Genomic DNA, 20,902 nt, shown 5'->3' with positions numbered 1-20,902 from the left:
AACTAGAATGCGCGCCGTGACCAAACCGTCCCAGGAGCTGCTGCGCTCGATCTCCGACGAGCACGTGCTGCGTGCGTTGATGACCTCGCGCAGGCTGACGCGGGCCGAGTTGGCGGTGGTCACGGGCCTGTCGAAGCCGACCGTGGGCGAGAGCGTCAAGCGCCTCGAAGAGCTCGGGCTGGTCGCCGACACGGGCGAGCGGACTCCGGGTGGACGTGGGCGCGGACGGGTCGGCTCGTTCTACAGCCTCGCGGACGTGGGCGTCGCTCTCGTCGTCACGATCGCGCACGACGGTGTGACGGCGTCGTGCGTTGACGCCTATGGGGACACGGTTTCGCGCATCCACTCCCCCATCGACTCACCCGACGAGGTGGCAGGCGCGTTGCCCGTCGCGGCCGTGGAAGCCGTTGCGGGACAACACGTGCGGCTTGCCGTGGTGAGTGCGGCCGATCCGGTCGACCGGCACACCGGGCGGCTCGTGCAGTTGCCGGACTCGCCGTTTCTCGTGGGGGCGCTGGATCCCGTCGAGGTCCTGCGGCCGTTCCTGAGCGGTCCGGTGATCGTGGACAACGACGTGAACTGGGCGGCGCAGGCCGAGCACGCGGCGTCCGGGGTGCCGGACTTCGCCTACCTGTACCTGGGCGAGGGCCTGGGTTGTGCGCTCGTCAGTGACGGCGAGGTGCGGCGCGGGCATTCCGGGCTGGCCGGCGAGATCTCGCACCTGATCACGATCGGGCCCACCGGTGCGGCCGTCCCGTTCATCGAGGTGTTCGGCGAGCTGGGGTTGCGACAGGCCGGGTCGACGGCGATCGACGTGCAGCGGTTGCTGGAGAGTCCCGATCTGGACATCGTGGCGCGGGCGATCGGCGGTGTCGTCACGGCACTGGTGACGCTGGCGGACCCGGAAGTCGTTGTGGTGGGCGGACCTTGGGGGCCGTTGGTGCTCGGCGCGATCGCCACGGCCTGCGACCGACTGCCGCGCCACGTCGCTGTGGCCGCGGCGTCGGTCGCGTCGCCGTCGTCGGTCGGGGCCGGGGCCCACGCCCTGGAGCAGCTGAGGAACGCGCTGGTCGAGGCTTCTAGACCACGGTGAAGCAGGGCAGGCCGTAGCTGCCACCGCTCTTGAAGCCCTCGACGCAGATGCGCGTCTGGCTCGGGAAGTGCCGCTGCGGGTAGACCCAGCCGCGGTAGGTGGTGAACGGGCCGACGTCCTCGGTGTGCGTCCACTGACTCCAGCCGGTGCTGCTCCAGACTCTGGCGTTCACCCGGCCGGCCTGGTTCTGCGTCCAGATCGACACCTCCAGCCTGCCGATGTAGGTGCCGTTGTCGTAGGACTGGATGCAGGTCTGGTTGTTGCACCACTTGCCCTCGGCGAGCGCGGGAGTGGTGGCGGCCGTCGTGGCGGCAGCGACGAGGAGGGCTACGCCCAGCATTCGTTTGATCACGCACGGTACGTTAACCCAGATGGAGCAGCAGCACTAAGCGAGCATGTCGAGCAGCCTTTGCGTGCCTTCGTCGCCGAACATGATCTCCAGAAGGTCCTCGGCGTCGGCGTTGGTCTGCACGGCGCGCTCGAACATCGCCTGCTCGTACTCGTTCAACGCGGCTTCGACGTCGGAGTGCGTGGCGAGGGCCTTGGCCAGTTCGGCGCCGTCCAGCATCGCGAGGTTGGCGCCTTCGCCGTTGGCCACCGTGAGGTGGGCCGCGTCGCCGATCAGCGTCACGCCCGGCACGCGGTCCCAGCGAAGCCCGGCCGGCAGCGAGTAGTGCGGGCGCAGCAGCGGCACGGTGTCGGACTCGGTGATCAGCGCGGTCAGTTCCGGCGCCCAGCCCTCGAACTGCGCGGCGACCTGGGAGGGGTCCGTGACGTCGATCGTGGAGAACCACTCCAGCGGCCGGTTGAACTCCACGTAGGCGTGCAGGGTGTCGCCGGTCTCGCGGTGCGCGAGGATGCCCTTGTCCTTGGTGGGCGCGAACATCGAGCCGCCACCGACGGCTTTCGCCGCCGCGGGGTGCTCGGTGTCGGCGTTGAACAGGTAGGTCTCGACGAACGACATGCCCGAATACGCAGGCGTGGCGTCGGTGAGCATCGGCCGGACGCGCGACCACGCACCGTCCGCGCCCACGAGCACGTCCGCACGCACAGTGCTGCCGTCGGCGAACGTCACCACGCGGTCCTCGACGCCGATCACCTTGTGGCCCCAGCGGACGGTGCCTTCCGGCAGCGAGTCGAGCAGCATCTGCCGCAGGTCACCGCGCTGCATCTCGGGCCGCGCGCCGGTGCCGTCGTCGGCCTTGTCGAGCAGGACCGTTCCGTTGATGTCGAGCACTCGGAGTGCCTGGCGGCCTTCCAGCACCAGCGCGCGGAACTCGTCGATCAGACCCGCGGCCTCCAGCGCGAGCATGCCGTTGTAGTCGTGGATGTCGAGCAGCCCGCCCTGCGTGCGCGCCTTCGGCGACTCCTCCGCCTCGTAGACGGTGGACGCGATGCCGTGGACGTGCAGGACGCGGGCGAGGGTGAGACCGCCGAGACCGGCGCCGATGATCGTGACTGAGTTGTGCATGGGGCAAGACTGAGGTGATCGGCTGTCAGGGACCGCACAGGCCGCTGGCACGGCCTGTCAGTCACCACTCAGCGAAGCCGCCGTCGTCGTGCCGCCAGATCGGTGACCGCCACGCGTGCCCGATCTCCGCGGCCCTGCGCACCGCCGCCTCGTCGATCTCCACACCGAGGCCTGGTCCGATGGGCCGGGCGATCCAGCCGTCCACCACGCGCACCGGTGCCATGTCCACCAGGTACGTGGGGTCCGTGCCGTGGTAGTGCATGCCCACGCTCTGTTCCTGGATCAGGAAGTTCGGTGTCGTGAACGCGACCTGCAGCGACGCCGCCAGCGAGATCGGCCCGAGTGGACAGTGCGGTGCAATGGACGCGCCGTAGATCTCGGCCAGCGAACCGATTCGGCGCAGTTCGGAGATACCACCGGCGTGGGACGGGTCGGGCTGCACGACCGCTACGCCCGCGTCGAGCACCGGCTTGAACTCCCAGCGCGAGAAGAGCCGCTCCCCCGTCGCGATCGGCACGGTCGACGCCTGCACGACGGACGCCAGCACCTCGGGCGGTAGTTCGGGCAGCACCGGTTCCTCGACAAACATCGGCTGCACCTCTTCGAGCATGCGCACCAGACGTCGTGCCATCGCGGGAGAAACGCGGCCGTGGAAGTCGATCGCCAGCTCGCCGGTGGGTCCGAGCGCTTCCCTGGCCTGCCGCGCACGGTCCAGCACGGCGTTCGCTTCCGCGGGCGAGGCGATCGGCCGCATCTCGGCCGTGGCGTTCATCTTCACCGCGGAGAAGCCCTCCGAGACCTGCTGGGACACCGCCTCGAAGACGCCGTCCGGCCGGTCGCCGCCCACCCACGAGTAGGCGCGGACGCGGTCGCGCACCGGGCCGCCGAGCAGCTCGTGGACCGGGAGACCGCGTGCTTTGCCGGCGATGTCCCACAACGCGTGGTCGTAGCCGGACAGCGCCGACGACAGCACCGGGCCGCCGCGGTAGAAACCGCCGCGCCGCAGGACCTGCCAGAGGTCCTCGACCCTCAGCGGGTCCTGGCCGATCACCAGCTCGGACAGCTCGTGCACGGCCGCGCGGACCGTCTCCGCCCTGCCCTCGACCACGGGCTCACCCCACCCGCTCACCCCCTCGTCCGTGCTCACCTTCAGGAACAACCAGCGGGGCTCGACCAGGAACGTCTCGACCGCTGTCACCTTCATCTGGAGTCCTTTGCCGCGGACCAGCCGCCGTCGACCAGAATCTCCGCGCCCGTCACGAACGACGCCCCCGGAGACAACAGAAATCCGATCACCGAGGCCACCTCGGCCGGGTCGCCGAGGCGTCCTGCCGGGGTGGCTCGGGCACTGCGTTCCCGATCCTCTTCGGACACCCGGTCCCAGGCCGCGGTCAGCACGGGACCGGGCAGCACCGCGTTGACCCGGACGTCCGGCGCGTACTCGACGGCGAGCTGACGGGTGAGTGCCACCAGCCCGCCCTTCGTGGCCGCGTACGCGCCGTGTCCGGGGATGCCGAAGTGCGCGTGCACCGACGACACCAGCACGACCGAGCCGCGTCGTTCCCGCAACGACGGCAGGCAGGCCTGCAGGCCGTGGAAGGCGCCGCCGAGGTTGACCGCGAGCTGACGTTCCCACTCGGCGGGCGTGGTCAGGTCGAGCGGCTTGACGGTCGCGGTGTAGGCGTTGCTCACCAACGCGTCCACGCCGTCGGTCAGCTCCACTGCCCTGCGCCACGTCTCCGGGTCGCTGACGTCGCCTTTCACCGCCACGTCACCGGCGATGTCGATGCCGATCACCCGGTAGCCGTTCCCGGTCAGGTGCTGTGCCGTGGCGGCACCGATTCCCGCTGCCGCACCCGACACCACCGCGCACTTCATGCAGGTTCTCCTAGAGCTTCTGCCGGTAGACCTTGTTGTCCGGTCCGCGCACCACTGTCCACGCGGAGCCGTCGGGTCCAGCAGTAGCACCGACGGCGCCGACGAGCGAGTTGCTCGGGAACTCGCCGCGCTTGAACCAGCCGCCCCACGCGCCGTCCGTGCGGTTGACCTGCCAGAGCGTGTAGTCACTTGCGCGCGCGAACAGGTAGATCCGGTCCTGGTACTCGACCATGGTCGGGCTGCCCGAGATCACGCCACCGAGTGACGTCCATTCGCCACCGTTGACAGGCCGCGCCCACACGCTGTCGTCCGCGGTGCGCACGGCGACGTAACCACCTGCCACGCTCGGGCGGCCGTAGATCGGGGCGTCACCGGGGGCGCCGAGCGAGGTCCACGTGCCGTTGTACTGCCAGACCTTGCCATCCGCACCGCGAGCGACGATCGTGCCGTCTGCGCTGACGGTCGGTGCGTCGGTGAGCTTGCCGCCCAGCGACTTCCAGTCGTTCCACCGTCCGTTGTGGAGCGTGCGCTGCCAGGCGCGGTTGTCGTTGCCGCGAACCGTGACCTCGACGTCGCTGCCGACCGTGCGGACGGCGGGCTGGCCCTGGATCGACTTGCCCAGGCTGGACCACCTGCCGCCGCGCAGCATCTTCAGCTCGCCGCCGGTGCTGCGTTCGAACACGAGCGCCTCGTCGCCGATGCGCGCGATCGCGGGTGACGCGGTGGCGTTGTCGCCGACAGCCTCACCGGGCACGAGGTCCGTGCCACGCAGCTTGACCATCGCTGTGCCGTGCGGAGGAACCGTGACCGTGTACTTGTCGGTGGTGGTGCCGCGGTCAGCACGTGCGCGCAGATCGCGGACGCTGACGTTGCCCTTCAGGCCGGCGTCGGCGAAGTTCACCGTCATCTCGGCGGGGACGTCCCGGCGGTTGAGCAGCACGACCGAGCGCTCGCCCTTGCGGGACAACACCTTGCTGTAGACGTCGGTGTCACCGGTCGACGCGACGCGCACGCCCTGGATGGCCAGGGGGTCCTGGTCGACCGCGAGGATCTCGGGGTTCTTGAGCGTACTGATCATCGACGGCGGCAGCGTGCGCGGGTCCGAGCCGATGATCAACGGTGAGGACATCTGGGCCCACATCACGAACTGCGAGGTGGACTCCTCCTCGTTGAGCTCGTAGGTGCCCTGCTGCGTCTTGCGCATCGGGATCAGGTAGTCGGGGTCGTTGTAGTGGCCCGGTCCCTGCGCCTCGGGGTGATAGGCGTTGCGGTCCATGTTGCGCAGCACGTCACGCCAGATGCCCTCGTACGGAGTGCCGAACGCGACGTCCGTGCTGGTGCGCCACGAGTCGGCGTAGAGCGGCCCGAACGTGTAGGAGATGCCCGCGACCTGGTCCGGCGTGTGCGGGACGCCCCACTCGTCGGTGACCGGGTTGCACAGGTTGAGGACCATCGGCCGACCGGCCTTCTGCACGGCCTTGCTGAAGTCCGCGAACGCCTGCGCGGGCTTGAGGTTCGCGAAGATCCCGCACAGGAAGTCGATCTTGATCGCGTCGAACTTCCAGTCGGCGAACCGTTTCGCGTCCTTCTCGTAGTAGCCGCCGCCACTGCCGGCGGCGCAGTGCTCGCCGTCGGACGGCCCGGCGTCGGTGTAGATGCCGGCCTTCAGGCCCTGGGCGTGCAGGTCCCTGACCAGCTTCGGGAAGCCGCCGGGGAACTTCGCGGGGTCCTCGACGAGGTTTCCCTCCGCGTTCCTCGGGGTGGGGGCGTTCCAGCCCCCGTCGATCCACACGATGTCGTAGCCCGCGTCGCGCAGACCACTGCTCACGAGATGGTCCGCGACACCGCGGATGTCCTTCTCGTTCGGCGCACCGAGGCCGAAGTACGTGTTCCACCCCATGTACGGGGTCTTGGCTGCACCACTGTCGTAGTAAGTGGGCGCTCCCTGGTCGTCACCTGCGTACGCGGGTGTAGCCACCAGGGACAGCAAAGCGATGGCCAGCGCGACTCTGCGAACGGACATGCCGGGGAGCCTACAATAATTCCTAATTTATGTGTAGTAGTCTGACGGCGTGAGCTACCGCTACGAAATCACCCGGGCAGTCGTGCGGCAGGGCATCATCGCGATCGTCCGCACGCAGGACGCCGACTCCGCTGTTCACGCCGCGATTCCGTTGCTGGACGCGGGACTGACGTCGCTGGAGCTCCCGTTGACGAACCCGCAGGCGCCCCAGGCGATCCAGCACCTGCGAGAGACCTATCCGGACGCGACCATCGGCGCGGGTTCCGTGCTGGACGAGGCGTCCGCGGTGGCCGCGATCCGTGCGGGAGCGCAGTTCCTGGTCGCGCCCAACCTCGAGCTGTCGGTGATCCGGGCCGGACATCGTTACGGGGCAGCGGTGTTGCCGGGCGCGGGGACGGTGTCGGAGATCGTGCAGGCGCTCGAGATGGGTGCGGACGCGGTGAAGGTGTTCCCCGCGCCGACGCCTCAGTGGGTCAAGGACGTGCTCGCCGTGCTGCCGTACGCGCCGCTGGTGCCGACGGGTGGGGTGGCACCGGCGGACGTGCCGAACTGGCTTGCCGCAGGGGCGGTGGCGTGTGGTGTGGGTTCGGCTCTCGCGCGCACGCCGATCGACGAGATCAAGGCTCTCATCAGGCCCTGAGTGGTGCCGCCTCGCTCAGCAGGGCCGCAGAACCACAACTTCCGCGTCGTTGTCGACCGACCAGTTCAGCGGCAGCCCCACATGGCTCAAGTGCACGGCCGAGTAAACCTCCCCGTCTTCATCCACATAGGACTGCGCGGCCAGCCCCTTCAGCTTCACCCGTGACGAGTGGCCAGGAACCATCGGGACGCCGGTCAGCGCGCCGGTGTTCCAGGCCAGCACGACCACGCGATCAGTGCCGGAGTACTGGATCGCGTCGTTCAGCAGGTGCACTTCGCCGCCGTGCACGATGTCGCGGATGTTCTTGTACCACTTGATGAGCACGGCAGCCTCTTCACGTTCCTCACGGGTCCAGTGGCGGAGGTCGGCGCCGATGCCCAGCACGCCCGCCATCGCCAGCACGAAGCGGAACTTCAGCGAGCGCGGACGGGCGTCGAACATGCCGGGCGCATCGGTCACCCACGACGACATCAGGTGCGGGGCGTGCATGTGCAGGAAGCCGTGCTGGATCTTCAGGCGGTCCAGCGGGGCCGTGTTGTCGCTGGGCCACACCACGTCCACCCGGCCCGTGGTGGCGAGATCGGTTCGGCCACCGCCGCCCGCACAGCCTTCGACGAGCACGTGCGGGTGTGTCTCCCGCACATGGTCGAGCACGCGCCAGTAGTTGCGGACGTGGGCGTGGTCCAGCTCGCCGGAACGTTCGGTGGCCGGGCGGTTCATGTCCCACTTGAGGTAGCTGATCCGGTAGTCGGTCAGCAGGCGGTCCAGAGTGGACACCACGAACTCGTAGACGTCGGGCAGGCCAAGGTTGAGCAGCATCTGGTTGCGGATCAACGTGGGCTCGCGGCCCTCGATGCGGTAGACCCAGTCCGGATGCTCGGCGTAGAGCTGCGACTTCGGGCTCACGCACTCCGGTTCGACCCACAGGCCGAACTCCAGGCCCATCCCCCGCACGTCCTCGACGAACGCGCCGAAGTCCGGCGACTCCGGGTACCAGTCGCCCAGGCCGCCGGTGTCGTCGTGGCGGCCGGTGAACCAGCCGTCGTCGACCACGAACAGCTCGACGCCGATCTCGGCGGCGACAGCGGACAGCTCACGTTGACGCGGCAGGTCGACGTCGAAACCCGTCGCCTCCCACGAGTTGTAGAGGACCGGCTTGCGCGCGGGCCTGGACCGCAGCCGGTCGTAGGCGTGCCAGACGCGGGCCAGACCGTCGGCGGAGTATGCCAGCGCCACCTCGGGTGTTGAGAAGGTCTCCCCCGGCTCGACCACGACCGGGCCGAGCATTCCGGCACGCAGACGCGTGAGCCCGGAAGGCTCGACCTCGGCCGTGATCTCCCAGGACCCGGACCACGCCAGCGACACGCCCCACGTGTCGTCCACGGACAACCAGGGCGCGTAATTGTGCCCGGGAACGCCGTAGGAGCTGCCGATTCGGAACCCGCCCGCGGGCAGATCCACGTGGTCCAGCTGGAACTCGCGAGCCCACTCACCGTGCAGAAAGGACAGTCGCGGGCTGCTGGTCGGCAGGCACACGCCCGCCGAGCCGATCCGGTCGAGACGCAGAGGCTCGTCCGAGGTGTTGGTGAGCTCGACCCATCGCGACAGCACGTCGACCGAGGTCTCCGGCCGATAGCAGAGCACGGCACGAAGGGCCGCCTGGGCGTCCACGAACGCGAGCCGCAGCACGCCATCGGTCTCGGTCGCGCCGTCGAACGTGAACCACGAGTCGCCCGGAATCTCCAGGTCGGCGCCGGTGAACGGACGCTGCCCGCGCGGCACGTACTCGACCGGTGCCGCGTCGGCCTCGGTGATGAAGTGGATCTCGCCGAGGTTCTTCAGCGGCGACGGCCCGCACTCGACTCCGTGCGGGCCCCACGCCACCAGTTCGGCCCAGCGACCGCCGGGTTCGACGGCCACCGTGTACGAGGTGGTCGCCATCGTCAGCGTCCAGGTCATTTGACGGCTCCCACCGCGAGTCCGGAGATGAAGTGCCGCTGGAACCGCAGGAACACCGCCACGGTGGGGACCGCCGCGATCACCGAGCCCGCCGCGATGACGTTCCAGTTCGAGACGTACTGGCCCTGCAACGCCAGCAGCGCGGGCGTCACCGGCATGACGGACGACGACCGCAGCACGGTGATCGCCCACAGCAGGTCGTTGAAGATCCAGGTGAACGCGAGTGCGGCGAGGGCGGCGAGAGCGGGCCTGGTCATCGGCAGCACGATCCGCCAGAAGATCTGCACCGGGCCAGCACCGTCGATGGTCGCCGCCTCCTGCACCTCGTTCGGCATGGCGCGCATGAAACCCTGCAGCACGAACGTGTAGAAGCCGAGACCGAACCCGACCTGCACCACGATCAACGCGAACAGCGTGTCGTAGATGCCGAGCAGCTCGGCCAGCTTCGACACCGGCACCAGCAGTATCTGCGGGGGCAGGAGGTTGCCCGCGAGCATCAGCAGGATGATCGTCCGACGGCCCGGGATCTCGAAGCGGCTCAACGCATACGCCGCCGCCGAGCTCAACGCCAGCGACAGGAACACCGTCGGAACCGTCACGAGCACGCTGTTCCACATGGCGCCCGCGCCGCCGTTGGTCCACGCGTCGGCGAACCCGGCGAGGGTGAACGACTGCGGGAACGAGGCGAGGCCATGAGCTGCGATGTCGTCGAAACTGCGGACCGCGGTGACCAGCACGGCCAAGATCGGCAGCAGCCACAGCACGGAGATCGTGCCAGCCACGGCGTGGAAGACGCGGCCAGAAGTGCGACTAGCCATCTCAGTTCTCCCGGAACGCGCGGACGAGGTAGGTCACGATCACGCCGAACGCCAGCGCGAAGATCACCACGGCCAGTGCGGAGGCGTAGCCGAGCTTCAAGGACTGGAACGCGGTCGAGTACATGTACGTGCTGAGCAGCTCGGACGAGTGGTAGGGCCCGCCGCGCGTCATCGACCACACCACGTCGAACGACCGCAGCGAGTCGATCACGATCACCGACAGCACGACCGAGTTGACCGACCGCAGCTGCGGCCAGGTGACGTGGACGAACTTCTGCCACGCCGTCGCACCGTCCAAAGTGGCCGCTTCGTACAGCCCGGGGTCGATGCCCTTGAGCCCGGCCAGGTACAGCACCATCACGTACCCGACCTGCCGCCACAGCGCCGGGACCAGCACCGCGTAGAGCGCCGTGTCCGGGTCCGCGAGCGGCGAGCTGTCGAAGAGACCGCCCGGCTGGTACAGCACCTGCCAGATCAACGACGTGGCGACCAGCGAGAACACCACCGGCACGAACAACGCGGCCCGGTAGACGCCGACGCCACGGCGTTCCTTCTGCAGCAACACCGCGAGCCCGAGACCGCCGACCGCCGACAGCCCGCCGAACAGCACCAGCCAGATCGCGGTGTTGGTGACGGCCGTGTGGAAGACCGGGTCGTCGATCATGCGGGAGAAGTTGCCCAGGCCGACGAACCGGGGCGCGGACACGCCGTCCCAGTTCGTCAGCGCGAGCCAGAAACCCTGCAGTGCGGGCCAGAAGACCCAGAACCCCTCCACCAGCAACGGCACGAGGACGAACAGGAGCAGGATCGGAGGGACCCTGGTGAGGCTTCTGGGCATGATCAGGCCGACCACACCTGCTCGGCGGCCTTCTGCCAGGTCGCGAGGATCGAGTCCAACTGGTCGGGCTGCTGGAGGAACTTGACCAGCGCGGCGTCGGCGGTGGGCTGCAACGCGTCGCTGGAGTCGCGGTTGAAGAACTGGGTGATCTCCGCGGCCTCCTTCAGGTGCGCGCGGCCCTTCTGAACCAGCGGTGTGCCGGAGTCCTTGGCGTTCGGGTGCGTCGGCAGGATCGTGCCCGAGGAGTTCTTGACGTAGACCTCCTGGCCCCCCACGGACGCCGCGTAGGTCAGGAACTCCTTGAGCTCCTTGACGTGCGGCGACTTCGAGCTCGCGAAGAAGCCGTCGGTCGGACCCTCCTCGGCGAGCGGCACCTTCGGGTCGATGATCGGGAACCGGAAGAAGTCGATGTCGTCGATCGCGTCCTTCGGTGCGGCGTCGGCGAAGAACGCGCCCGTGAGGAACATGGCGGTGCGGCCCTGCAGCATCGCGGTCGTGGCCTCCTGGAAGCCGATCGCGGTGCCGTTCGGGTCGGTGTAGGGCAGCACTTCACGCCACGGCGTGAAGATCGCCTTGACCTTCGGGTCGTCGAACCGCTGCTTGCCGGCGAGCAGCTCGCGGTGGAACGGCGCGCCGTTGATCCGGATGTTGAAGTAGTCGAACCAGGCCGACGCGGTCCACGGCGAGTCGGAGCCCGCGCCCATGCCGAGCGGGATCACGCCCTTGGTCTGCAGGACCTTGCACAGTTCGACGAACTCGGGCCAGGTCTTCGGCGGGGTGACGCCCCACTTCTGGAAGTTCGACTTGCGGTAGAAGAAGCTCCACCAGTAGTACGTCGTCGGCACGAACACCTTGCCGCTCAACGTCTTGAAAGCCTGCGGGTAGTCGCCCATGGTCTGCCAGACGTCGCTGACGTCGAGCAGCAGCCCCTTGTTCTCGTAGCCCTTGAGCAGTGAGCCGGGGTACCAGGTGAAGAGGTCGGGCGGGTTGGCCGAGGTGAGGTAGCTCGGCAGCTGGGTGCGGAAGGTCTCGGACGCCACGGTGTTGACCGAGGCCTGCGAACCTTTCCTGTCGTTGAACGCCTTCACCAGTGCGTCGATCGCCGCTTTCGCCGCGGGCGCCGAGAGGTTCGACTGGATCGTGGCCGTGCCCGCGGCCTGGGTGACCGGGCCGGAAGACGCTGAGGTCGCGCAGGATGCCGTGCCGCTGACCAGCAGCCCAGCGCCCGCGGCAGCGGTGACGCGGAGGAAGTGACGCCTGTCCATGGCGGACAGAGTGCGCTGCGACGGTCCCCCAGTCAAGAATAATTCATAATTTATGATGTGCCGTATGATCTGACCCCATGAGCGAGAAGCGGCTACGAGGCGTGCACGGCCAGACCGTCGAGGCGCTGGCGGGCCGGATCCTCGCCGGTGAGATCGGCGAGGGCGACACCCTCGACCTCCCGGCGTTGCGCGAAGAGCTCGACGTGTCGCTGACGGCACTGCGCGAGGCCCTGAAGGTGTTGTCCGCCAAGGGAATGATCGACGCCCGGCAGAAGCGCGGGACGTTCGTGCAGCCGCGCTCGTCGTGGAACCTGCTCGACACCGACGTGATGCGCTGGCAGACCGAGGCCGGTGCCGACCACGGCCTGTTCGACGAGCTGACCGAGATGCGGGTGATCGTCGAGCCCGCCGCCGCCCGCCTCGCCGCCGAACGTGCCTCCGACGCCGACATCGAGGCTCTCGGCCAGGCCGTGGACCGGATGGCCTCGGCGCGCGACCTGGCCGCGACCGTCCGGGCGGACCTCGACTTCCACAGGTTGCTGATGACGGCGACGCACAACGTGTTCCTGACGCAAGTCGAGCGGATCATCGCGATCGGACTGGCGGAGCGGGACAAGCTCGTGCACGGCAGCGTGGAGGACGACCCGGTGCCGTCGCACCGCGCGGTGCTGGACGCCATCGCCGCTCGCGATCCCGAGGCGGCGTACGAGGCCATGCGCGCACTGGTCGACAAGTCAGGCGCCGACCTCGACCGGCTGCGGTGAACACTTCAGGCTGAATTCATCAACGCTTGATCGATACGACACCCTTCCCCGGTTGTGAAGAATTCTCACGTCCTTCACCATCGGGCCTCATGCGCCTGATCACGCTCGTCGCCGCCGCCGTGCTCGCGATCCCGGCCGCACCCGCGGTCGCGGCCCCGGCCGCTCCGCGGATCGCCACCTACAACGTCTTCATGCTGTCCCGGAACCTCTACCCGAACTGGGGTCAGCTCACGCGGGCCGACCTGATCGACAGCACGGGCGTGCTGAACGGTCAGGACGTGGTGGTGCTCGAGGAGGCGTTCGACAACGCCGCCTCGGACCGGTTGCTGGCGAACCTCCGCGACACCTACCCGCACCAGACGCCGGTGCTGGGCCGCAGCCGGTCCGGGTGGGACGTGACCTCCGGTTCCTACAGCGACTCGACGCCGGAGGACGGCGGGGTCGCGGTGCTGAGCCGCTGGCCGATCACCACCCGAATCCAGCACGTTTACCACGACGCGTGCGGCGCGGACTGGTTCTCCAACAAGGGGTTCGCGTACGTGCGGATCGAGGCGCCGACCGGGCCGATCCACGTGATCGGCACCCACATGCAGGCGCAGGACTCGGCCTGCACGAGCGCGCCGGCGGGGTATCGGGCGTCGCAGCACGCCGAGATCAGGTCGTTCCTCGCGTCGCGTGCCATCCCCGCGTCCGAGCCGGTGTACGTGGCCGGCGACATGAACGTCGTCAAGGCGACGGACGAGTTCCCGCGGATGGTCGCCGATCTCGGGGCCTCGACGCCCGAGGTGGCCGGGCCGCTCTCGTGGGACTGCGCGGACAACAGCGTCTGCCGTGAGCAGTACGGGCCCGAGTACGCCTCAGAGCACCTGGACTACGTGCTGACGGTGCAGGGACCGGTGCTGCGCAACGAGACCCGGCGGGTGAAGAGTCCTGAGTGGTCGGTCAGCTCGTGGGGCCGCAAGCTCACCTTCAACGATCTGTCCGACCACTACCCGGTGTTCGCCAGCTGAGTGCGCTCACCAGCCGCTTCGCCTGCACGACAGTCTTGCTGGAACCCTTGCGGGCGGCGACCTCGGCGAGTCCGTCGACGTCGCCGCCCGGCTTGAGCCGTTGGGCCACTTCCACCGCCAGCTCGATCACGTCCGCCACGCGGTTGTGCGTCCACAGCATCGGCAACGCGGTGACCAGCGCGTCCCAGATCTGGTGGGCGGCACCGGACCGGGCCGTGTCGCGCAGGCCCGGCACGATCCGGTTCAACGCGACGTCGCCGCGGGAGAGCAGCTGTCCGACGAGGTCGCCCAGCGTCCTGCCGTCCAGCTGGTCGCGGGCCGCGAGCGTGAGCAGCGCGTCGACCGCGTAGGCGCGGTTGACGGTCAGTTCGGCTGCCAGACCGTAAGCCAGGGCGAGGTGCAGAGCCGGTCCCGTCCGGCCGTCTGCTTCCGCGAGCATCGGCAGCAACGGGCCGTCGCCGCCCTTCGACGCCGTCCGATAGCGCAGGTGCGGGATGAGGTGGGCGGCGACGATCTCCCGTTCGGCCGGCAGCACGGACGGCCACCACTCCAGCATCGGGCCCCAGTCGTCGTAGGCGCGCAGGGTCTGTTCCGGCGCCTCCAGCCCGGGTTTGACGGTCGCGTACAGGCCGGTGTCGGTGATGTTCGAGTATCCGGCGTAGGTGTAGGTGCGTTCCTCGATCGCGGTCTCGGGGTCGGTCCGGCTCGTGATCCACTCCTGCAGCAGCCGTCCCGGGTTGCCGTGCAGTGACGCGAACATCTCGGGGTCGACGTCGTGCGACAACCGGTGGAAGGCCTGTTTGAGGTCGCGCGGCCACGGTTCCCAGCCCTCCGCCTCGGCCTTGGCGAGCCGGTCGTGCAGCGTGGCGGGGTCGAGCAGGCCGGACAGCTCGGTCGGGGTGCAGACCAGGGCCGGTCGCGGCGACTTCACCAGGCCCTGAGCGATCTCGTGCAGCCGCAGGGCGAGCTGCTCGCCCACCGAACCGGTTCTGGCGCGCCGGAGCTGGTTGAGCCACCTCGTGTCGGGAGCGAACGGGCCGGTCTCCCCCGGTGGCACCGAAGCGGTCGCGATGATCGCCGTGAACTCCGTGCTGGGGTTGCGCTGGGCCTGGTCGGGGTAGAAGTCGTAGGCGCGGCGGTCCTGGATCCACGGCGCTTTGGCGTAGATCGGCCGGAACGCCGTGGCGATCGCTTCCCTGTCCTGCCAGGCGAACCGGACGATCGCCTCGACGATCCGTTCGGCGGTGACGGCCGGAGTGTGCCCGGCGTTGCGGCTGACCAGCGCCATCACCTCGCGGGTCAGCTCGTCGACCGTGGCGAACGGCTCGGGGAACGGCCTCGGCGCGAACTCCGCGAGCACCACGGTTTGTTCGGCGACGGCCTCGACGCCGAACTGAGCCGCGAGGTCGGCCGGCAGGTGCTCGGCGCGTGCCCGCAGTTCGGTCTTGTCGCTGACGTTCCCGAGGTGCTTGGCGATGAGTTTGACCGCCTGGCCGCGCAGGTCGTCGGATTCGTGCGCGAACAGTTCCGCGACGGTCAGCACCACCTCGTCCGGGTTCGTCCTGGCGTGCTTGGCGAGCCACGTGAGCTGGGCGCGGATCAGCTTCTTCTCGGTGCGGCCGAACACTCGGCTGCTCGCGTCGCACAGCAGGCCGAAGTCGAGCCTTCCCGCCTCGTCCAGACGTTTCAGCTGGGTCTGGGCGAGCGTGGCGACGGTCGAGCGCGAGTCCGGCAGCATCGCGAGGTAGTCCCGCGCGTGCTCCGCCGTTTCGTCCAGCGTGACCTGCAGTTCCTCGTGCAGCGCGAGGAAACCCTCCATCTCCTTGGCACCGCCGCCCTGCTGGAGCCGGGCGAGACAGCCGTCGAGAAGAACGGTCCTGTCCGCCCTCTCCCGCAGGAACGCCCGCCACTGCCGCACGTTCGCGAAGATCACGCCGGAGCCGGCGACCTCGAGCAGGCGCGGGATCAGCACGTCGAAGCCCGGCCGCCACCGCACGTGGCCGCCGAAGTCCATGAAGTGCAGCAGGAAGCCGTCGGTGTCGGGCGGGTTCTCGCCGCAGAACTCGAGGACGACCCGCAGCAGGTCTCGCCGGGTCATGTCGCGCGGCAGCTTGGCGGCGAGCCTGGACACCAGGTCCTTCGCGAACTCCCGGTGCCGCAGCACGTCGAGCAGCACGGTGATCGCGTCTTCCCGGCTGGACCAGGTCTGGTAGCGCACCAGCCACGGCGCCAGCGTGGAGGCGTTCGGCAGCAACCCGGCGCCCGCGATCGCGAACGTCTCGTGGTGAGTCCACCTCCCGTCGCCCGCCCGGTGCTTCTTCTCGTACGCCACGAGATCCTTCGCGAGCTCCTTGCGCTGCTCGGGCTCGATGCTCTTCAGCACCTCCCCGAGCGCGAGCGCCTGCTCCGACTCGATCAGCGCCCGAATCCGGTCGAACGTCACGCCTTCCCCCTGACCATGTCCGCCGCCAGCACGTGCTTGCACTTGCCGCGCCCGCCCCGGTACTCGGCCCACCACTGGCAGGTGCAGGCGTCGCCGTCGACCCTGTGGTCGCCGACGAGCGCGGTGCCGCCGTCCCAGCTCACGGCGTTCTGCTCGACGAGCGCCTTCGCGTTGCGCAGCCTGGGGTTCATCGCCTGCACGTCCGTGCCCTCGTAGGGCAGCTCGCGGTGGAAGTACGCGGCCTCGGCCAGGTCGTAGCCCACGCGTCCGGCCGTGCCGAGCTGTGCCAGCGCGTCCCTGACCCTGCTCGGGGTGAGCCCGGACCGGTCCGCGAGGTCCGCGATGTCCACTCGTGGCTCGAAGTCCAGCAGTGCGCCGACGAGTTCGGCGTCGATGTCCGCGTCGCCCGCAGCGAGGCCGTCGAGGACCGCGCCCTCGCCGGACAGTCCGCGGTTGACCTCGGGCGACAGGACGAGCGTGAGCCGTTGCGCGCCCAGATCCACTTCCCAGCCGCTCGCGACGGGCTGGTTCGCGGCGGGTGGGCCGTACAGGCGGACCGCCTTGGCGAAGCGCAGCAACGGGATCAGGGTCTCGAGACGGTTCGGGCCTGCCAGGCACACAGCGTTGGCCGACGCCGTTCCGCTGAGCCTCAACGACTTCCCCGACGGCACCGCCCACACCGCCGCGCGGCCCTTGGGCAACGTCTTGAGGAAGCGCTGGGCGTCCGCGGGCGACAGCTCGGCCTTCAGGTCGAAGCGCGAGGTCAGCACCTGGGTCTCCGCGAAACCCCGCAGCCAGCGGGGCGGCAGCGGCACCTTCTTCTCGACGACCGCGCCGTCGAGCGTGCCGACCTCGACCTGGTCGGGTCCGACGGTCAGGTGCAGCGGGTCGCCGGGCGTGACGCGGGCGAGGGCGCGCCGCAGCGGCTCGTTGACGTCGACGTTGGTGGTACCGCGGTCGTGCACCTCGCCGTCGAGCGCCTGCGACAGCACGTCGAGCCGCGCGTAGACACCGCAGCAGCCGGAGAACGACTCGAACCGCAGCCGGTCGCCGTTGCACGTGACGACCGGGTCGCGCAGCCGTTCGCTGGTGGGCTGGAAGTAGCGGGTGCCCGCGACCTTCGCGATGGCCAGCAACGCCGTGGCGGACTGCTGCGAGTCGCCCAGGAAGCCGGTGAAGAAGCGCGGGTTCGGAACCCGGCCGCCCGATGTCTGCAGGCCCAGGGCACGACGCGGCTCGTCCAGCCGGGAGTCGGCGACGTAGGCGTACGAGTGCATCGCGCCACTCTAGGGAACACACGTTCGACATGGGAGGGAATCAATCAACCCGGCTCGTCGTGCTGGTACGGCATCGGTGCCAGCCACCCGTCACGCCACTGATCGCACAGCGCTCCTGTCACCACCCGTTCCTCTGCCAGGTCTGCGGGAAGAGTGAAGTGCAGAGCCTTGAGCAAGTCGAACCGGCGCAGGTCGAATGCGACATGCATGCACGCACTCCGACAACGCCAAAGCGGCCTGCACAGCACCCCAGTTCGGATGTCCGGGAGACAGCGTCGACAGCGCTCCGTTCAACGCGTCTTCGGCATCGGCCAGCACGGACAGGTCACCGGTCTGCTCGAACAGGCTCGAGAGCGCGTCACCGAGATTCATCGGCGCCGCTGTGCTGCCATCAGCTCGACGCAGCAGGCTGACCGTCTCAGCGAGCAAGGCGCGATCACCGGTCCGCCGATGCTGACAGACCAACGCTCCCGCGAGGTTGTTCAAGCGCACCGGCAGCTTCAGATCTTCAGCCGACGAGACCAATACGGCTTCCCTGCAAACCGTGACCGCCTCTTCGAGGCTGGCTACGTCCCAGTCCACTTCGTACCTGGCCCTCAGCGCATTGCCGAGGTGGTTCAGATAACCAGCTCGCGCGGGATCATCCGGCGAAACCGACCTGACCGAGAAACGCAGCAATGCGATGGCTTCGTCGAGCGGATCAAGATCGTCGGCACCGTTCGTGCTGCGACTGGAGCGTGATGGCCAGTCCGTCCGCGTAGCTCGGGTCGTCCTCACCTGCCACGGTCCGTGCGCGGCGAGCCAGCTCGACAGCCTCAGTCAGGTCGTCGACGCCACCTTCGGCTTTGTATCTCATGGGCAGCAGGTTGCTCAGATTCCCCCATCGCCAAGGCGCTACCGGCACCACCGATCGGTAGAGCGAGCGTTCTGCGGAACAAGTTCTCGGCAGCAGTGGTGTCAGACATGTCAGTGGAGTTGTCCATCAGTTCCACCGCACGGTCATGGCACCGGAAGTATTCCGCGACGATCGGATCGTCCTCCGTCGGCAGGCTGCGGCCCGACCAGCGACCCGTTTCCAGGATCAGGTCGATGAGCGTCGACAGAACGCCCGGCCGTCTCTCGTCGCGGTCGTCGAGTTCGTCAACCGCGTCTCTGAGCAGACGAATTGCCGCGTCGAGCTTCTCGAGATCACGAACAGCCTTGGCTTGTTCGTACAAAGTGGACGCTTCGTGGATCACCACGCGCAAACGCGCCGTGCGTCTCCTCGACGTGTCGTCCTGTGAAAGCCGTAGTAGCGGCCACGTCGTCGGGCACGTATTCCGGGGAGAACTCCGCCACCGCCTCGAACAGCTGCACTGCCAGCCGCAAATCCGCGGCGTCGTCCCCTTCCAGCAGCACCTGATACCGGAACCAGTGGTAGAGCGCGAGCACCACGCCGACGTCCGGTTCGATCACCTCGGCGTTGGCAACTCCCGCGGGTCGCATAGCGCCCGCCCGCAACGCGTCCGCCTCGTCGACGGCGGCCGGCTCCAGAACTGCGGCCAAGTCGCCCGACGCACAACGACTAACACGCTCGGCGAGCGATTCGACCAGTTCATCCTTGTAGAAAGCCACTTCGGCTCCTCTACCGCAACCCACCGGCGGTCGATTCTTGTCTGGAGCCTCGCGCCAAGACAGAGCCGGAAGTCCTGCACGCACACCATTCAGCGCTCCGAGGCTCGCCATCAGCAACTCCGTACATTCGAATGGAGTAATGTCGCGGGCTCCGGATAACGCCCGCCGACTGCCGGCGATACACAGTCACGTCGCACAGGTGAGGCAACCATGATCGACAGAAAAATGAGCGAGCTGGAGAACGCCTTGGTCAGCAAGGCGATGCGCGGTGACAAACTGATCTGTCCACGGATGAGTCCTGATTCACTGAGACGGACTACCAGCCACGCCCACGTGATTCACGCCGATCTGATACTGGATCTCCTGCTCGGCAGGCTCGGGCACCACTTGCATCCCCGTGGCATTGGAATACGTTATGCGCACATCGTCAGCGACGCTCCGATCGACATGCGATCAATGACGTTCCCGGTCGGCATCCATCTGAAGTACTGCGTGTTCGACAGCCCTGTCATCGCTCATGACGTCGAGGTTCCGTGGCTGTGCTTCGACGACTGCGAGATGCCCTACTTCCATGCGGACCGGATCCGAGTGGAAGGATCCTTGTTCTTGCGCGGCCTTCGGACCACCGGGGCGCACAGGTTCGGCTCGGTGCGGCTGCTCGGCGCCAAGATCAACGGGAACCTCGAAGCAGACGGCACAACTCTGCACAACACCGCAGGAGCAGCGATCCACGCCGAGGGAATCCACATAGGACGATCACTGTTCTTCCGAAACAGCGATGCCGTGGTCAACTGCGACACCGGCGCAGTGCAGCTGGTCAACGCTACGATCGGCGGCGATGTCCGGTGCGACAACACCCATATCCGCAACAACGGAGGCCCGGTCCTGAACGCCGAGACGGCCCACGTGAGCGGCTCTGTGTTGCTCTGCCGAAACTTCGTGGCAGAAGGAAGCTCGAGCAAGATAGCCACGATCAACCTCGTTGCGGCGAACATCCAGTCGCGACTGGACTTCGGCTCCGGCCACAAACTCGTCGGACTTTCCCATCACGCACCTTCGCCAGAAGATCCAGGCAAACCAGCGAAGGTTCTCAACAGCGGCCAGGGACTTGCGATTGACCTCCGATGCGCCTCAGCAACGCGTCTCTGCCTACCGCCGGATGCGATCTGCGACGGCAGAGCAAAGAATTGCGATGACGGAAGGCGGTTTCAGCTCGCCGGCCTCCGCTACTCCACGTTGTCCTCCGAGTGTTCGGCCTACGAACCTTGGCTGCACTTGCTGGACCAGCACACGCACCTGTACGAGGCGGAGCCATATCATCAACTCGCCACAGTGATGCAGGCGGCCGGACACGAGCGAGACGCACGGCGGGTTCTCATCAGACAGCAGGCCAGGCGTTATCAGGCGTACAAACCCAAGTGGTGGCCTGCACGCGCTTGGCACTGGGTCAAACATGTGGTCATCGGGTACGGCTACAAACCGTGGGGCGCCCTGATCGGACTCGGACTCGTGTTCGTGCTCGCGTTGGCGTTGAGCTGGTTCAGCCATCGGCATAGCCTCATCGAACACTTCCCGCTGAGCACCCCTTACTTGTTCCAGCCCTGCTCCGGCGGAGAAGCGATGAAGCTCGCCGCGGACCTCTCGATACCTTTGATCAACACAGGTGGTCGGCTGCGCTGCGATTTCAAGGCGGACACATCTCACTGGTGGTATCTCGCCGGCCTCGGCCTGCAAATCTTCGGCTGGGCTTTCACCACGCTCTTCGTCGCCGGGTTCTCAGGAGTCGTGCGCAAGGTCCAAAAACCCTGA

General features: G+C 68.0%; 19 protein-coding genes. 5 read left to right on the top strand and 14 right to left on the bottom strand.

Annotated elements, in window-relative coordinates; translation table 11 throughout:
• The first annotated feature begins 16 nt into the window (after positions 1–16).
• Positions 17–1,093 carry an ROK family transcriptional regulator gene (locus ABZ345_RS00210; RefSeq protein WP_359841300.1) on the top strand — a complete coding sequence of 359 codons (1,077 nt, stop codon included), beginning with the start codon at positions 17–19 and terminating at the stop codon, positions 1,091–1,093.
• On the opposite strand, the gene ABZ345_RS00205 is transcribed toward ABZ345_RS00210, so the two are convergent.
• The 5 genes from ABZ345_RS00205 to ABZ345_RS00185 form a co-directional block, all read right to left on the bottom strand.
• Positions 1,080–1,445, bottom strand: coding sequence for a hypothetical protein (locus ABZ345_RS00205; RefSeq protein WP_359841298.1), 366 nt, complete (start codon positions 1,443–1,445; stop codon positions 1,080–1,082). The two genes, ABZ345_RS00210 and ABZ345_RS00205, sit on opposite strands and share 14 nt — an antisense overlap.
• 33 nt (positions 1,446–1,478) lie before the next feature.
• On the bottom strand, positions 1,479–2,564 hold the full coding sequence (locus ABZ345_RS00200; RefSeq protein ID WP_359841296.1) for an NAD(P)/FAD-dependent oxidoreductase: 1,086 nt from the start codon (positions 2,562–2,564) through the stop codon (positions 1,479–1,481).
• 61 nt (positions 2,565–2,625) lie between these two features.
• The gene (gene dgoD, locus ABZ345_RS00195; protein ID WP_359841294.1) at positions 2,626–3,768 is read right to left on the bottom strand and encodes a galactonate dehydratase; all 1,143 of its coding nucleotides are present in this window, start codon (positions 3,766–3,768) and stop codon (positions 2,626–2,628) included.
• Complete coding sequence (locus ABZ345_RS00190; RefSeq protein WP_359841292.1) at positions 3,765–4,442, bottom strand: SDR family oxidoreductase; 678 nt, start codon at positions 4,440–4,442, stop codon at positions 3,765–3,767. Before ABZ345_RS00190 ends, dgoD begins: the two co-directional genes overlap by 4 nt.
• A 10-nt stretch (positions 4,443–4,452) precedes the next feature.
• Positions 4,453–6,465, bottom strand: a complete 2,013-nt coding sequence (locus tag ABZ345_RS00185) for a hypothetical protein (protein WP_359841290.1) — start codon at positions 6,463–6,465, stop codon at positions 4,453–4,455.
• Between the two features lie 49 nt (positions 6,466–6,514).
• Here ABZ345_RS00185 and ABZ345_RS00180 point away from each other — a divergent pair, with 49 nt between their 5' ends.
• Positions 6,515–7,105 (top strand): bifunctional 4-hydroxy-2-oxoglutarate aldolase/2-dehydro-3-deoxy-phosphogluconate aldolase, encoded by a 591-nt coding sequence (locus ABZ345_RS00180; RefSeq protein WP_359841288.1) that lies wholly within the window; start codon positions 6,515–6,517, stop codon positions 7,103–7,105.
• A 15-nt stretch (positions 7,106–7,120) separates the two neighbouring features.
• Here the strand turns inward: ABZ345_RS00180 and ABZ345_RS00175 are convergent, their stop codons facing one another.
• From ABZ345_RS00175 to ABZ345_RS00160, 4 genes are read right to left on the bottom strand one after another with little or no spacing between them, the layout of a single operon-like run.
• Positions 7,121–9,064 carry an alpha-galactosidase gene (locus ABZ345_RS00175; RefSeq protein ID WP_359841286.1) on the bottom strand — a complete coding sequence of 648 codons (1,944 nt, stop codon included), beginning with the start codon at positions 9,062–9,064 and terminating at the stop codon, positions 7,121–7,123.
• Entirely contained in the window at positions 9,061–9,882 is an 822-nt protein-coding gene (locus ABZ345_RS00170; RefSeq protein WP_359841284.1) for a carbohydrate ABC transporter permease, read from the bottom strand. The genes ABZ345_RS00175 and ABZ345_RS00170 overlap by 4 nt, the downstream gene beginning before the upstream one ends.
• 1 nt (position 9,883) lies before the next feature.
• Positions 9,884–10,720: a sugar ABC transporter permease gene (locus ABZ345_RS00165; protein WP_359841282.1), complete on the bottom strand. Its 837-nt coding sequence runs from the start codon at positions 10,718–10,720 to the stop codon at positions 9,884–9,886.
• 2 nt (positions 10,721–10,722) lie between these two features.
• Positions 10,723–11,985: an ABC transporter substrate-binding protein gene (locus ABZ345_RS00160; RefSeq protein ID WP_359841280.1), complete on the bottom strand. Its 1,263-nt coding sequence runs from the start codon at positions 11,983–11,985 to the stop codon at positions 10,723–10,725.
• A 77-nt stretch (positions 11,986–12,062) separates the two neighbouring features.
• On the opposite strand from ABZ345_RS00160, the gene ABZ345_RS00155 reads away from it, so the two are divergent.
• Together ABZ345_RS00155 and sph are read left to right on the top strand one after the other, a co-directional pair.
• Positions 12,063–12,749, top strand: a complete 687-nt coding sequence (locus ABZ345_RS00155; protein ID WP_359841278.1) for an FCD domain-containing protein — start codon at positions 12,063–12,065, stop codon at positions 12,747–12,749.
• A gap of 89 nt (positions 12,750–12,838) precedes the next feature.
• Positions 12,839–13,759 (top strand): sphingomyelin phosphodiesterase, encoded by a 921-nt coding sequence (sph, locus tag ABZ345_RS00150; protein ID WP_359841276.1) that lies wholly within the window; start codon positions 12,839–12,841, stop codon positions 13,757–13,759.
• On the opposite strand, the gene ABZ345_RS00145 is transcribed toward sph, so the two are convergent.
• The 5 genes from ABZ345_RS00145 to ABZ345_RS00125 all read right to left on the bottom strand — a co-directional run bounded on the left by ABZ345_RS00145 (position 13,719) and on the right by ABZ345_RS00125 (position 19,093).
• A complete protein-coding gene (locus ABZ345_RS00145; RefSeq protein ID WP_359841274.1) occupies positions 13,719–16,202 on the bottom strand; it encodes a DUF6493 family protein in 2,484 nt (827 codons plus the stop codon). The genes sph and ABZ345_RS00145 overlap by 41 nt on opposite strands.
• The gene (locus ABZ345_RS00140; RefSeq protein WP_359841272.1) at positions 16,199–17,479 is read right to left on the bottom strand and encodes an SWIM zinc finger family protein; all 1,281 of its coding nucleotides are present in this window, start codon (positions 17,477–17,479) and stop codon (positions 16,199–16,201) included. The genes ABZ345_RS00145 and ABZ345_RS00140 overlap by 4 nt, the downstream gene beginning before the upstream one ends.
• A gap of 44 nt (positions 17,480–17,523) precedes the next feature.
• Positions 17,524–17,688 (bottom strand): hypothetical protein, encoded by a 165-nt coding sequence (locus tag ABZ345_RS00135; protein ID WP_359842254.1) that lies wholly within the window; start codon positions 17,686–17,688, stop codon positions 17,524–17,526.
• A gap of 606 nt (positions 17,689–18,294) precedes the next feature.
• Positions 18,295–18,726: a hypothetical protein gene (locus ABZ345_RS00130; RefSeq protein ID WP_359841270.1), complete on the bottom strand. Its 432-nt coding sequence runs from the start codon at positions 18,724–18,726 to the stop codon at positions 18,295–18,297.
• Positions 18,668–19,093 (bottom strand): hypothetical protein, encoded by a 426-nt coding sequence (locus ABZ345_RS00125; protein WP_359841269.1) that lies wholly within the window; start codon positions 19,091–19,093, stop codon positions 18,668–18,670. Before ABZ345_RS00125 ends, ABZ345_RS00130 begins: the two co-directional genes overlap by 59 nt.
• A 210-nt stretch (positions 19,094–19,303) precedes the next feature.
• On the opposite strand from ABZ345_RS00125, the gene ABZ345_RS00120 reads away from it, so the two are divergent.
• Positions 19,304–20,902: a hypothetical protein gene (locus ABZ345_RS00120; RefSeq protein ID WP_359841267.1), complete on the top strand. Its 1,599-nt coding sequence runs from the start codon at positions 19,304–19,306 to the stop codon at positions 20,900–20,902.

Source organism: Lentzea sp. NPDC005914 (assembly GCF_040629405.1).
Taxonomy (GTDB): domain Bacteria; phylum Actinomycetota; class Actinomycetes; order Mycobacteriales; family Pseudonocardiaceae; genus Lentzea.
The sequence above is the reverse complement of the archived record's forward strand: the minus strand, read 5'-3'. Positions and strand labels throughout refer to the sequence as shown.